This is a genomic window from Mesoflavibacter zeaxanthinifaciens subsp. sabulilitoris, assembly GCF_014191595.1.
Classification (GTDB): Bacteria; Bacteroidota; Bacteroidia; order Flavobacteriales; family Flavobacteriaceae; genus Mesoflavibacter; species Mesoflavibacter zeaxanthinifaciens.
In genome coordinates this window covers 203323-217417 of record NZ_JACHWV010000002.1, presented here as the reverse complement: position 1 = coordinate 217417, position 14095 = coordinate 203323, and the positions used below count along the sequence as shown (strand labels likewise).

General features: G+C 30.9%; 10 protein-coding genes. 3 read left to right on the top strand and 7 right to left on the bottom strand.

All coding sequences use genetic code 11. The features are described 5' to 3' along the window. Nucleotides 1–3: 3 nt before the first annotated feature. From FHS04_RS03790 to hemH, 6 genes are all read right to left on the bottom strand, one after another. Complete coding sequence (locus FHS04_RS03790; protein ID WP_106680579.1) at nt 4–1077, bottom strand: PA0069 family radical SAM protein; 1074 nt, start codon at nt 1075–1077, stop codon at nt 4–6. Between the two features lie 141 nt (nt 1078–1218). Continuing rightward, nucleotides 1219–2001: an enoyl-CoA hydratase/isomerase family protein gene (locus tag FHS04_RS03785; protein WP_106680581.1), complete on the bottom strand. Its 783-nt coding sequence runs from the start codon at nt 1999–2001 to the stop codon at nt 1219–1221. A 16-nt stretch (nt 2002–2017) separates the two neighbouring features. Further along, nucleotides 2018–3466 (bottom strand): sensor histidine kinase, encoded by a 1449-nt coding sequence (locus tag FHS04_RS03780; RefSeq protein ID WP_106680583.1) that lies wholly within the window; start codon nt 3464–3466, stop codon nt 2018–2020. Between the two features lie 44 nt (nt 3467–3510). After that, on the bottom strand, nt 3511–4059 hold the full coding sequence (locus FHS04_RS03775; protein ID WP_106680585.1) for a CopD family protein: 549 nt from the start codon (nt 4057–4059) through the stop codon (nt 3511–3513). Further along, the gene (locus FHS04_RS03770; protein ID WP_106680587.1) at nt 4059–5408 is read right to left on the bottom strand and encodes an MATE family efflux transporter; all 1350 of its coding nucleotides are present in this window, start codon (nt 5406–5408) and stop codon (nt 4059–4061) included. The genes FHS04_RS03775 and FHS04_RS03770 overlap by 1 nt, the downstream gene beginning before the upstream one ends. After that, nucleotides 5409–6452 (bottom strand): ferrochelatase, encoded by a 1044-nt coding sequence (hemH, locus tag FHS04_RS03765; RefSeq protein ID WP_027879202.1) that lies wholly within the window; start codon nt 6450–6452, stop codon nt 5409–5411. 156 nt (nt 6453–6608) lie between these two features. On the opposite strand from hemH, the gene FHS04_RS03760 reads away from it, so the two are divergent. After that, nucleotides 6609–10094, top strand: a complete 3486-nt coding sequence (locus FHS04_RS03760) for a TraB/GumN family protein (protein ID WP_106680589.1) — start codon at nt 6609–6611, stop codon at nt 10092–10094. Nucleotides 10095–10124: 30 nt separating this feature from the next. Here the strand turns inward: FHS04_RS03760 and FHS04_RS03755 are convergent, their stop codons facing one another. Beyond that, the gene (locus FHS04_RS03755; RefSeq protein WP_106680591.1) at nt 10125–11018 is read right to left on the bottom strand and encodes an AraC family transcriptional regulator; all 894 of its coding nucleotides are present in this window, start codon (nt 11016–11018) and stop codon (nt 10125–10127) included. Nucleotides 11019–11216: 198 nt separating this feature from the next. Between FHS04_RS03755 and hemA the strand changes: the two genes are divergently transcribed. Continuing rightward, complete coding sequence (gene hemA, locus FHS04_RS03750; protein ID WP_027879205.1) at nt 11217–12479, top strand: glutamyl-tRNA reductase; 1263 nt, start codon at nt 11217–11219, stop codon at nt 12477–12479. Then, nucleotides 12472–14052, top strand: coding sequence for a hydroxymethylbilane synthase (gene hemC, locus FHS04_RS03745; protein ID WP_106680593.1), 1581 nt, complete (start codon nt 12472–12474; stop codon nt 14050–14052). The genes hemA and hemC overlap by 8 nt, the downstream gene beginning before the upstream one ends. Nucleotides 14053–14095 lie beyond the last annotated feature (43 nt).

Genomic DNA, 14095 nt, shown 5'->3' with positions numbered 1-14095 from the left:
ATACTAAAATAACTTTAATTGTCCGTCTTTACAACTTTCGTGTAGGTTTGTGTTTAATGTTGGCATTACTTTATCTTTAAAATATTTAAGTTTAGCCAGTTGCATTAAATCTGAAACTTGTTTTGCAATATTACCTTCACCTTTCATGCGTGTTGCAAATCTAGAATCGTTTAAATTTCCGTTGTGACAGTCTTTAATTTGATTAAGTACTTTTTCTGCTCTATCTGGCATTTTTTTCTGTATCCAATCTGTAAATACTTGCCCAATTGCACCGTTAAGCCTTACTATGGTATGCGCAATACTTAATGCTCCAGCTTCACTTACTGCTTTTGCTAACGGTAAAATTTCATGACTGTTTATAGATGGTATTATTGGCGCTAACATGACATTAACAGGTATATTATTTTCACTTAAAATTTTTACGGTTTCAAGTCGTTTTTTTATGGTAGCTGTTCTTGGCTCTAGTATACGCCTTGTCTGTTCTGATAAAGATGTAATGGAAATATTTACACTAATTAACTGGTCTTTTTGCAATGCTTTTAAAAGATCTAAATCTCTTAAAACCAAAGCATTTTTAGTAATTATTGAGACTGGATGTTTATATTTTAAAAATAGCTCTAAACATTTTCTGGTTATTTCAAATTGCTTTTCAGCCGGTTGGTAGCAATCTGTATTGCCAGACATAACAATTGGATGTGCTTTCCATGATTTCTTCTTTAAAAAATCTTCTAAAAGTTGTGGCGCATTTTTTTTTACCAGAATACGTCTTTCAAAATCTAAACCTGCACTATAGCCCCAATATTCGTGACTATTTCTTGCATAGCAATAAATGCATCCATGTTCGCAACCTTGATACATATTCATAGAATATGACATACCAACATCTGGAGAATTTACTTTATTTACAATAGTTTTTGGATAGACTTCTAAATATTGTGTTTTGTCATTGTCTGCTACCTCACCTTCTTTTTCACAATATTCTAAAAAATCGTCTCTTACTTCTTGAGATAATTCAAAAAAACGATTGTTTATGTTTTGCTGCGCGCCACGTCCTTTTTTTATCAAACTATTAAACATATTTTATATTTTTTGTAAAATTACAAAACAATATTATGCTTATGTTTTAATTTTTAATAAATAATAGCACTCATTAAAACATATTATATAAAAAAGGTGAGCCATATTTAGCTCACCTATATAAAATTATGTTTTAATAGATTATTTACCAGGAAAATCTGCTTTTCTTTTTTCTAAAAACGCAGTTGTACCTTCTTTAAAATCTTCGGTACCAAAACAATCTCCAAAATGCTTAACTTCTACTTCAAAACCATTAATACCATCTTTATAATTAGCATTAATAGCATCTATAGCTTTAGCTATTGCAACACTAGAGTTTTTGATGATTTTTCCAGCAATTTTTTCTGCTAATGGTAATAATTCTTCTTGAGTCACCACATGATTTACTAAGCCATAACTTAACGCCGTTTGTGCATCTATCATTCCTGCAGTCATAATCATTTCCATAGCACGACCTTTACCTATTAATTGAGGTAAACGTTGAGTACCACCATAACCAGGTATTACACCTAAACTAACTTCTGGTAAGCCCATTTTTGCATTATCACTTGCAATTCTAAAATGAGCCGACATTGCTAATTCTAGTCCGCCACCAAGTGCAAACCCATTGACAGCAGCAATTACTGGTGTACTTAAATTTTGTACATAGTCAAATAAAATTTCTTGTCCTTTTGCTGCTAATTTACCTCCGTTTTCTACATCAAAATTTGCAAACTCACTAATATCTGCACCTGCAACAAAAGCTTTTTCGCCGCTACCTGTAACAACAATCACTTTTATATCTTTATCTTGATCTGCCGCTTTAAAAGCTTGATGAAGTTCTTCAATTGTAGCTTTATTTAAAGCATTTAACTTTGATGGTCTGTTAATTGTAATTGTTGCTACACCTTGATTGGATGTACTTAAAATATTTTCAAAATTCATAATAGAAAAGTTTTAGTTATTTAGGAAATGAAACCGTAAAAGTAGTTCCTGTGTTTTCTTGAGTTACAAAGGTAATGGTTCCTTTATAAGTTTCTACAATATTTTTTACCATAGCTAACCCAAGCCCCATTCCGCTTGACTTGGTAGTAAATTTTGGCTCAAAAACTTTGTGTAAATTTTCTTCTGAAATACCTACACCGTTATCAGAAATATTAATTTTTACTTCTGTACCTAAATCTAGTACCTGCACTACAATTTTTGGTTGTTTAGTGTCTGGTATGGCTTGTATTCCGTTTTTAACCAAGTTAGTAACTACACGTATTAACTGAGTACGATCAAACTTGGCAATAATTTCTTCTTTTTCTGGTAAAAACTCTATATAATCTTCGTTAAAAATATCTAGTGCTAAATCTATAATTTTAACTACGTTAAGCATTTCGTTTTGCTGTGCAGGCATTTTTGCAAAGTTAGAAAATGCACTTGCTATAGAGCTCATTGTGTCTATTTGCTGGATAAGTGTTTTACTGTATTCGTCTAACTTTTTGATAATATCGGGATCTTGTGGGTCAAATTTTCTTTGAAAACTTTGTACCGTCAAACGCATTGGCGTTAAAGGATTTTTAATCTCGTGCGCTACTTGTTTTGCCATTTCTCGCCAAGCTTGCTCACGCTCACTTCTTGCTAATTTAACAGCACTTTCCTCTAACTCGTCAATCATACTATTGTAAGATTTTACAAGTGTATCAATTTCAGAAGAAGACGATTTAATAGCAATTTTTTCATTACGTTTTTCAAGTCTAATCTGCTTAATCTTTTCACTAATCGTTTTTAGGGATTTTGTAATATATTTTGAAATTAAAAATGCTAAAAACACTGCTATGATTAACATCAGTAAATAAGCATATCCTAAACGCTCAAAAAACTCATTCAACTCGCGTGATAGAAAATCGTCATTTTCTAAATATGGTAAATTTAAAATTGCTAAAGGCTTAAATTTTTGATCTGTAATGTAGGTATAAGACGACCTAAAACTTTGTCCTTTTACATCACGTTTTTGCACATATCTATGATCAACAGTCGAATTTAAAATATTAAGTACCTCTGCATTTAAGCATTTTTCTTTGACATCTTGTGGTAATGCTGCTTTAGACGAAATTAATAAAGTACCTTCTAAATCATACAGATTAACTTGAAGCCCATGTACGTCTGCTATTTTATAGATTTCTTCTTTAAAAATGAAGGGAATTTTATCGGGAACAACCTCAAAAGACGTTTCTCTTATCACAAAATTTATGTGACGTTTTATACTAGTTTCTTTACGTTCTAAACGTTGTTTGTGGTAATCTTGTGTTTCTTCTCTATATTGATACGCAGCTACTAATGCTATTAATATAGAAGCTAATAGCACTAAAGAAATCATTGCTATAAATATGCGTAATCGTAAAGAAAGTTTTCCGAATTTCATTTCTTAAATATAGCAATAATCAAACCAAAATATTAGATTAAGATTTAAGCGTTAGGATTTTTTTCGCGAATGCGTTTATAGATCTTAAATCCAAGCATTAATAACACTCCTAAAACTACAATACCTATAACACCAAATACCCAGTTTATGGCGCTTTTTAAAATTACTAAAAACACAACTGCAAAGAGTATAAATGTTGCTCCTTCATTCCAAAGTCGCATAAAATTTGAAGTCTTTTTAACTTCATCTTTTTGTAATTGTTTGTAGTAAACATGGGTCATATAATGGTAAATATATAATAAAACTACAAAGGTTAATTTAACATGCATCCATGGTTGTTTTAACCAAACAGGCTGCAAAATAAGCAACCAAATTGCAAAAATAGTTGCTAAAATTGCGCTTGGCCAAGTAATGATAAACCATAAGCGTTTTGCCATTAACTTTAATTGTTCTCCTAAAATTTCTTTATCTGGCGATGGTTTATGATACGCTTCTATTTGGTATACAAATAGTCGCGGAATGTAGAATAAACCCGCAAACCAAGTCACAACAAAAATAAGGTGTAACGCTTTTATGTAATTATAATATTCCATTAGTCTTTTGGTGCTAAGTTAGTTTTAACTTCACGATATAAAAAATAAGCTGTAATTATAGTAGATAGGACATCTGCAATTGGAAAGCTAATCCAGACACCAAGTTCTCCAAACATATTTGGCAATACCAACAACAACGGTATAAAAATAAAACCTTGTCTTGTTAAAGTAAGTAATAATGCAGGTGTAGCTTTACCAATTGCTTGGAAATAAGCTGCTCCAATAAGTTGTATGGCTATAATTGGTGTTACTGCAAAAACCCAACGCATAGCATGAGGTGTTTCTTTTAAAACTTCGGTATCTGAAGTAAATAGTTTTGTGATAAACTCAGGAAAAACCATTAACAAAATAAATACTAATGTTCCTAAAACAACAGCGTATTTAATGGCTGTGAAAATGGTTTCTTTGACCCGTTTATAGTTTTTTGCACCGTAATTAAAACCAGCTATTGGTAAAAACCCTTGTGTAATACCATACACAGGAAATAGAGCAAACATTAACATACGACCAACAATAGCGTAAGCTGTAACCGATGTTTCTCCTCCTAATTTGTATAAAATATTATTTAAAAATAAATACGTAACACTAACCACAGCTTGTCTAGATAAAGTGACAAATCCAAGACTAGCTATTTCTTTTACTATTGGAGTATCTAACCTAAATTGATTAGTTTGAATTTTTAAGGTTGAATATTTTGAGTAGAAATACCATAAAATATACATAAAACAACATAAGTAAGATCCTGTTGTTGCCCAAGCAGCGCCTGCCATTCCTAAATCTAAAAACTTGATAAAAACAACATCAAGTATAAGATTACCGATAGATGGTATTAGCATAGCGTACATTGCAAATTTTGGGTTGCCTTCTGCTCTTATTACTGTATTACCCATCATGCAAAGCGCCAAAAACGGAACGCCATAAAGAACTATTGTATAATAGACTTTTGCTGGCTCAAAAATATCACCTTTTCCGCCAAAAGCGGGAATGATATTATCTACAAAAAACAACCCAAAAACTACAAATATTATTGTGAATAATAGAGTTAACGTAATTTGATTACCAAAAACACGTAATGCTTTTTTGTAATTATTTTCACCTAAAGCACGAGATATAATAGAAGATCCTCCAACACCAATACTCATCCCTAAAGCAGCAATAAAAAAAGATACCGGAAGTACTACATTAATTGCCGCAATAGCAACAGATCCAATCCAATTACCCACAAAAATGGTATCTACTAAAATGTTTAAAGACATTACTAGTATACCTATGGATGCCGGAACTGCTTGTTTAACCAATAATTTACTTATAGTTTCTGTTCCTAAATTAGATGAATTACTATTTTTCATTTAGATTGTTGCAGGTGTTTTTGCCCATTCTTCAATCCATTTGACTAAATTATTTACCCAATTTTGATCGGTATTTAAGCATGGTACCGTGGTAAAATCTTTACCGCCAACTTCATGAAAAATCTCTTCACCTTCCATAGCAATTTCTTCTAAAGTCTCTAGACAATCACTAACAAAAGCTGGCGTTACTATTGCCATATTTTCTATACCACTTTGACCTAAACGCTCTATAGTACGGTCTGTATAAGGTTGTAACCATGGATCAAACCCTAACCTAGACTGAAAGGATGTTGAGTAAGTTCCTTCTTCTAAATTTAAATATTCTGCAACTAATCGTGTTACTTCTTTACATTGATGTTTGTAACAAAACTCATGTGCTTTACTTTCGGTTTTACAACATGCACAATCTATAATATCACTTGGTTTACAATGTCCGTTGGTGATGTCACTTTTTCTAATATGGCGTTCTGGAACACCATGATAAGAAAACAATAAATGGTCGTAATTTTTACCTTGTAAATGAGATTTTATTGATTCTGAAAGCGTCTTTATATACTCTGGTTTGTTATAAAACGCTGGCAGGCTTTCAATCTTTAAATTAGGGAAATGTTGCTGCCTAATTTCTTCAGCTAAAACCAAAATAGTCTCTGTAGTTGCCATAGCAAATTGAGGATAAAGCGGTATTAAATATACGTCTTCTACACCTTTATCAACTAACTCTTGCAATCCTTTTTTTATGGTCATACTTCCATAACGCATTGCTAACGCTACAGGATACTCTACTTGCTCTTGTACTTTTTGTTGTAATTCTTCACTAATAACAATTAAAGGCGATCCGTTTTCCCACCAAATTTTTTGATACGCTTTAGCGCTTTGTTTTGGTCTTGTGTTAAGAATAATCCCTTTAACTAAAAGGGTTCTTGCCCATTTTGGCACATCAATAACACGCGGATCCATCAAAAATTCTCCTAAATATTTTTTTACATCTTTCGGGTTAGGGCTATCAGGAGAGCCCAAATTAACTAGAAGTACTCCTTTTTTCATTTGCAAAAATTTAAGAGTGTAAAAATACAACTCTAATTTTATAATACCATTTTATTTCTTTTAGTTATACATACTTAAAGTCTATGATTACATAAATAAAACCTTTATTATCAAATTTAGTTTAATATATTTACCTTACTGCTATTACATTAACATATGAAAAAATATATCATTGCGCTTTTCTGCGCAATTTCGCTTACATCAATTGCTCAAGAAAAAAATCAAAGTTTATTATGGGAAATATCAGGTAATGGTCTAACCAAACCATCCTATATTTATGGGACAATGCACGTTAGTAAAAAAGTAGCTTTTAGACTAGACGATGTTTTTTTTGAAGCTTTAGATAAAAGTGAAATTGTAGCTTTAGAGTCTGATCCTTCTTCTTGGTTACCTTTTAATTACCAAACCCTTACACTTTCTCCTCAAAATTATAGTTACAGAAATTATGACAAAAACTTTTACTCTAATTTAATGGGAATTGAACATCCTGAAGAAGTAGAAATTAGAGGAAGTATAAGAGCAGATAATCGTATGATTAACGGTTATTTGTATCGTAAAGATGGATATTCTGACAACTTTGAAGAAGAAACTTACCTAGATATGTTTATTTACCAAGCTGGTAAGAAAAAAGGAAAAGGTGTTTATAGTTTAGAAGATTTAGAAGAGTCTCGGTTTTTAGTTGGTAAAGCTCAACACAATGCCACAAAACCAAAAATAGACCCGTGGTTACAAAAAATTTACGAAAAAGAAAGTCCGTATTTGCTTCAAGAAAACACCTACAGAGACAGAAACCTAAAGCTTTTAGACTCTATTGGAGAAGCTACAAATACAGAGTTTTTTAGAGAACATATGCTATACAAGCGTAATGCAAATATGGTGCATGTTATGGATAGTTTAATGCAATCTAAAACTGTATTTGCAGGTGTTGGTGCCGCACATTTACCTGGCTCTAAAGGCATGCTAGAAATGTTTAGAAAAAAAGGATACACAGTAAAACCATTATTATCTAAACAAACCGAGGTTGGCAAGGCTAAAAAAGATGCAATTGAAGATTATATCCTACCAGAAAAAACAACTTTAAATAGTACACCAGATCATTTTATAAGCCTAAATACTTTTACCAAACTATATGAGTTTGCTTACGGAAGTCAAAAATATTACATCTCTCCAGATATGACTAATGGTGCATATTTAACCATTAATCGCTTTAATACTTTTAACTATTTACCTCATGAAAAAGACATTACTTTAAAACGTTTAAATGACTTTTTATTTGAAGATATTCCTGGAGACATCATTAAAAAGGAAAAAATAACATCACCTTATCCTGGCATAAGTATTTTGAATAAAACCAAAAAAGGCGATTATCAAAAATACCATATCTACAAAACACCTTTAGAGATAATTATTATAAAATTAGCTGGTCCAAAAAATTATGTTTTAAATCAAGAGGCAGATATTTTTGACTCTATTACTTTTAAAACACAGACTTCAGAGTTTAAAAATTTCACTTCAAACTATAATAAATATGAAGTTGACTTTCCTGAATATATGATTACAGAAAACCTTGAAAATGCAGGACAAAAACTTATACAAGGTAAAGTTGATAATAACTACTACTTCTTAAAAGAAGGCGCTTTTAATGATACTTTTTACATAGAAGAAGATAAGTTTGAAGCTAAATTTATTGTCACTAACTTTTTTAAAGATTTAGATATTGACGACCATACTGGTAGCTTCGATAAAAAACCATATTACAGTTATACTGGTATTGCAAAAAAAGATTCGACCAACGCAGAAAACATACATCTTAAAAGCATTATAAAAGATGGTAGTTATTATCTGTTAGGTTACGTTGGTGAAGATACCCAAAAAGCAAAAGCATTTTTCGATTCGTTTAAATTTAAAGCTACCAAACATCACGGATTTAAAAAAACTATAGATACTACACTATATTTTTCGGTAATTACAAACACAAAAGCACCATCTTTTGATAATTACTACGGTTACAGCAGCAAGAAAAAAGATTATGAAGAAAAAACAAAAAGCACTACTTACTTCTCTAAAGCTAACGAGCAAATAAACATCACTAAAATCAAATTTCATGACCTGCAGATGTACAAAAACATTGATAGTTTATGGAACGAGATTGACAATAAATTAAATCCTTTTAAGGATTATAAAGACTACGGTAGTGATTATAAAAAATATATAATAACAGATAAGAAAAAGTATCAAAGAGATGATAAATATTACTATGATTTCACTATAAAAGACTCGTTAAGCGCTAAAGAAATCTTGGTAAAAAACATCCTTAAAAAAGGTGCTCTTTTTGAACTTAAAACTTTAACAGATTCTATTGCTGAACCTTCAGAATTTATCACTAAATTTTACGACACCTTTGAACCGTTAGATACACTTTTAGGTAAATCGGTATTTAACGATAAAACCATTCTATTCTTTGAAGCATTAAAAAATAATGACAGCATTGTCTTAAATGCAGAATCTAAAATTAAGTTTAGCAAAGCTAATGCTAGCACAATGATAGATTTGATTAAAAACTTCGAATTCCCACAGAATAAAGAAGATTTAAAAACCTTTTTAATTTCAGAATTAAATAACTTAGAAGATCCTCGTACCGATGCTTTTCTAAGACAATTATACTTAGATTCCTACTCAGAGCCAGACATACAAACAACCATTTTAAAATCTTTAATTAATAAAAAGACAAAAAAGTCTTATAGTCAGTTTTTAGAATTACTAAGTAAAGATTTACCTCTAGATAAATCTATCAATTACATGTTTTACAGCTATCAAGATTCTTTAGAATTAAAAAAGATGCTGTTTCCTAACATCATGCAATACACTACAATAAAAGAATACAAAGAACCTGTATACAAACTTTTAACTAGACTAAAAGATAGTAATGTAGTAAAAACTAAGATTTACAAAAAATACAAAAAACAGATCTTAACAGACGGTAAAATTGAGATAAAACGTAGTTTAAGTAATGGTAACAATTATGGTTACAAATCCTATAATAGTATCTTACCACAATATGTAAAACTACTATTTCCTTATAGAAACGAACAAAACGTAAAAATCTTTTTCGAAAAACTCTTAGACAGCGACAACAACCAAGCACTAACAACCTATTACGTACTGTTAGAAAAAGCTAAAGAAGATATCCCAGAAAAGCTTAAGAAAAAAACCATAGAAGAATTTAAAAATCAAGCTATATTAGTAGATAAAATGTATCGCCATAAGCTATTTAAGCCATACTTAAAAGAAAAAATAACTCAAGAGATGTATGCAAAATCTACTCTTTTTGAAAATAAAACAATTCAAGAAGAACGTGATTCTATTCAATTTATAGGCAAAAGAAAATTTACAACAGACAACAATAAAGAAGGTGAAATTTACTTTTACATGTTTATCAAAAAACGTGAAAAAGATGAAGATAAACGCTTCTACTACGCTGCATTTTTGAATCCAGAAGACCCTAAAAAACTACAAACAAAAGTATTCTACAAATCTGGTTATAGTGGTGATTATATTGACGACAATAAAGAAGACGATAAACTTATTGAAGAAGTCCTAGATCAAGTCAAATACAAAGACAGAAAACGACTTAATGATTAATAATAAAAGAGGCGCTAAAAAGCGCCTCTTTTATTTTGATAAAATATATTTTTTTGGTGTTATGCCATACTTTTTCTTAAAAGCAGCTATAAAATGACTTGCTGTACTATAACCAACCCTTAACCCAACTTCATTCACATTATGCGCTCCAGACTCTAATAGTTTTCTAGCAACTTCCATTTTATAATCAAATAAAAAACTAAATACAGAATCTCCGTAAATTTGTTTAAAACCTTCTTTTAATTTTTTTAAAGGCAAACCTATTTCGTCAGAAAGCTCTTGTAAAGTTGGTGGTTCTGACATCCTTGTAATTATAACATATTTAGCTTTTTTAATTTTTGCAACATTGCTTTCGTCTACTAAAAATGGACATTGCTCTATATCTGCATCTTCACCTTTATTAAAATAAAGACTTAAAAGCTCATAAGCTTTTCCCTTAAAGTATAGATTTTTGATAGACGAATTTAAATTATAATTCACAATTTGATTTAATGTAATAGCCATAGATGGCGAAATTTTTCCATCCTTATAATATTTTTTATCACGATTATCTTCACTTAAAAAGGTGATATAATTTGCTTCTTGAGAAAATAAACCGTGAAATTTTTCTATTGAAATCAATAACGTCACCAACCAACAATTTGAGTTTACTTCTAGATGTATCGGTAAATCTCTTTCTGGATTGTAAAGCAATAAAGAAGATTCTTCCTTAATGTCCAAACGATAAGTTCCATTATTAAAAACAAAAGTACTTTCACCTTTTAAGCAAAAATGAAACTGTATAAAACCACTATCTATAAAACGTTCAATAACTTGATTTTCAGAGGTTTCATTTTGATAAGTTAAAACAAAAACCTCATCATCAACTTGGGTTTCATTAAAAGAACCTTTAGCGTTATTTTTTTTAGCTATTGAAAGTGACATATTTATCTTTTATTTAGAATGATTCTAAACAAAAGCGCTTAAAACCATTGTGATTACTACAAAAGTATGATAATTGTCATTGTTTTGAAAAAAACATGCATAAAAAACGCTAATCGATATTAAAAGTTCCTTTAGCGTTATTTTTTATTTAGCTTACTATATAAATTTGTATCGTAATAAAGTCCCAGTCAGGTAAACATGGAGCATTATCAAAAGTCTTTAGGCACTTATTTCTATGCCTTAGGTTTAAGTTATAAAAAAGCAGACGCAGAAATTAGAGGTCATTTTAGTTTAGATGAAAATTCTAAAACTGCGTTATTGCAACAAGCTAAAGCCAACGGAATAGAGAGTTTAGTAGTCACATCAACATGTAACAGAACCGAAATTTATGGTTTTGCACAACATCCATATCAACTAATTCAATTACTTTGTGACAACTCAAAAGGCAATGTAGAAGAGTTTCAAAAATACGCTTATATCTACAAAGGTAATGATGCAGTCTCTCACTTATTTAAGGTAGGATCTGGTTTAGATAGTCAAATTTTAGGTGATTTTGAAATTATTGGGCAACTTAAAAAGAGTGCTTCAGAATCAAAAAAATATAATTTATTAAACCCTTTTTTAGAACGTTTACTTAACTCGGTAATACAAGCTAGTAAACGCATAAAAACAGAAACAGATATTTCTACGGGCGCAACAAGCGTGTCATTTGCATCGGTACATTATATCTTAAATAATGTAGATAATGTTTCAGAAAAAAATATTTTACTATTCGGAACAGGAAAAATTGGTCGTAACACATGTGAGAATTTAGTAAAACACTCTAAAAATTCGCACATCACATTAATAAACCGAACAAAAGATAAAGCCGAAGCTATTGCAGGAAAATTTAACCTCATTGTAAAAGATTATGCAAACCTGCAAGAAGAGATTAATAAAGCCGATATTTTAATTGTTGCTACTGGTGCACAAAACCCAACAGTAGACAAACATCTTATCCAATCCAAAAAAGGCTTATTAATTTTAGACTTATCTATACCTAAAAATGTCAACGAAAATGTAACCGACTTAAAAAATGTAAAGCTGGTACATTTAGATGATTTATCACAAATTACCGATGAGACTCTAGAACGTAGAAAAAAACATATTCCTGTAGCAGAGTCTATTATAGAAGATATTAAAACAGATTTTGATGCTTGGTTAACTACACGCAAATTTGCACCTACAATTAAAGCATTAAAAGATAAACTATTAGACTTTAAAGCTGCTGAATTAGATACGCAACGCAAAAAAATGGCTAACTTTAACGAAGAACAAGCCGAATTAATTAGTAATAATATCATTCAAAAAATTACTAACCATTTTGCGCATCACTTAAAAGACGATTTAACCTCAACAGACGATAGTCTAGAACTTATAAAAAAAGTGTTTCAATTAGAAAACACCACAACCAATGTCTAAAACCATTAGAATAGGAACTCGCGATAGCGAGCTAGCTCTTTATCAAGCCAAAGTAGTACAAAAATTATTAGAAGAAAAAGGTCATAAAACCATATTAGTACCTTTAAAATCTACAGGAGATATTGTCTTAAACAAACCACTTTACGAGCTTGGTATTACCGGAATTTTTACCAGAACATTAGATATTGCAATGCTTAATAACGATATAGATATTGCTGTACATTCTTTAAAAGATGTTCCTACAATATTACCAAAAGGCATCGTACAAGGAGCTGTTTTAAAACGTGGCAACATCCGTGATACATTGGTGTTTAAAAAAAATGAAGAGTTTTTAGCTTCAAAAAACGGAACCATTGCAACTGGTAGCTTACGTAGACGTGCACAATGGTTAAACCGCTATCCAACCCATAACGTTGTAGATTTAAGAGGAAATGTAAACACACGTTTACAAAAGCTTGAAGATAACGATTGGGACGGCGCCATTTTTGCAGCAGCAGGAATAGGTCGTCTAAATTTAAGACCAGAAAATTCTGTAAATTTAGAATGGATGGTACCGGCACCAGCACAAGGCGCTATTATGGTTGCAGTTTTAGATGATGACGAAGAAACTAAAAACATCATCTCTGAAATTAATCACGAAGAAACTGAGATCTGCACAACTATAGAACGTACATTTTTAAATAAATTAGAAGGTGGTTGTAGTGCGCCAATAGGTGGATCTGCTTACATTAAAAATGACGAAATTCACTTCCATGGTGTATTACTAAGTAAAGATGGCACTAAAAAAATTGAAGTTAAGCGCACAAAACCTGTTGGTGAACATTATGATTTAGCCGAATGGGCTGCAGAATACATCATTGAACGTGGCGGAAAACGTTTAATGGACCAGTTAAAAGATGAAGATAAACAGGTTAATATCTACTCTACAAAATCATTTACAGAAGATCAACGCTTCTTATTCAACGAAAAAGTAACGCCAGAAAGTAGCGACTTCATTAAAATAAGCCTTAACCGCATTCATCCAAGATTTGTAAAAAACGAGATTGAAAACGTAGTTATTACTAGTAAAAATGCTGTCGAAGCTTTATTGACAAGCTTCTCTCCTATCGAGCTTAAATTTAAAAACATCTATTGCGTTGGAAGACGTACCAAAAAACTAATAGAAAAAAGAATTGGCAAGGTTAAACACAGCGAAAAAAACGCAAAAAAACTAGCCAATTATTTGGTTGAATATATGGAAGGTACAGAAGTAACTTATTTCTGTAGCAACTTACGCTTAGACGACTTACCTAGCATTTTAGAAAACAACAATATTAAGGTAAACGAAATTGAAGCCTACCAAACAAAATACGATAGTTTAAAAGTACCTGAGTCTGTAGAAGGAGTTATGTTTTATAGTCCTTCTACAGTACAGAGTTATAAAAAAGAAAACATTGCTAATGGTATTGCATTTTGCATTGGCGAAACTACAGCAAAAGAAGCAAGCAAACATTTTAAAGATGTACGTATTGCAAAAGTACCAACTGTAGAAAGCGTTATAGAGTTAGTAAATGATTACTTCCTGCAAAAGTAGGAATCTTAATGATTAAATTAAGATAGCTGTCATTCCTGCATAG

What these genes read in the sequence shown, in the direction of transcription:
- FHS04_RS03790 (WP_106680579.1), bottom strand. Translation starts at nt 1,077, where the DNA reads ATGTTTAATAGTTTGATAAAAAAAGGACGTGGCGCGCAGCAAAACATA.
- FHS04_RS03785 (WP_106680581.1), bottom strand. Translation starts at nt 2,001, where the DNA reads ATGAATTTTGAAAATATTTTAAGTACATCCAATCAAGGTGTAGCAACA.
- FHS04_RS03780 (WP_106680583.1), bottom strand. Translation starts at nt 3,466, where the DNA reads ATGAAATTCGGAAAACTTTCTTTACGATTACGCATATTTATAGCAATG.
- FHS04_RS03775 (WP_106680585.1), bottom strand. Translation starts at nt 4,059, where the DNA reads ATGGAATATTATAATTACATAAAAGCGTTACACCTTATTTTTGTTGTG.
- FHS04_RS03770 (WP_106680587.1), bottom strand. Translation starts at nt 5,408, where the DNA reads ATGAAAAATAGTAATTCATCTAATTTAGGAACAGAAACTATAAGTAAA.
- hemH (WP_027879202.1), bottom strand. Translation starts at nt 6,452, where the DNA reads ATGAAAAAAGGAGTACTTCTAGTTAATTTGGGCTCTCCTGATAGCCCT.
- FHS04_RS03760 (WP_106680589.1), top strand. Translation starts at nt 6,609, where the DNA reads ATGAAAAAATATATCATTGCGCTTTTCTGCGCAATTTCGCTTACATCA.
- FHS04_RS03755 (WP_106680591.1), bottom strand. Translation starts at nt 11,018, where the DNA reads ATGTCACTTTCAATAGCTAAAAAAAATAACGCTAAAGGTTCTTTTAAT.
- hemA (WP_027879205.1), top strand. Translation starts at nt 11,217, where the DNA reads ATGGAGCATTATCAAAAGTCTTTAGGCACTTATTTCTATGCCTTAGGT.
- hemC (WP_106680593.1), top strand. Translation starts at nt 12,472, where the DNA reads ATGTCTAAAACCATTAGAATAGGAACTCGCGATAGCGAGCTAGCTCTT.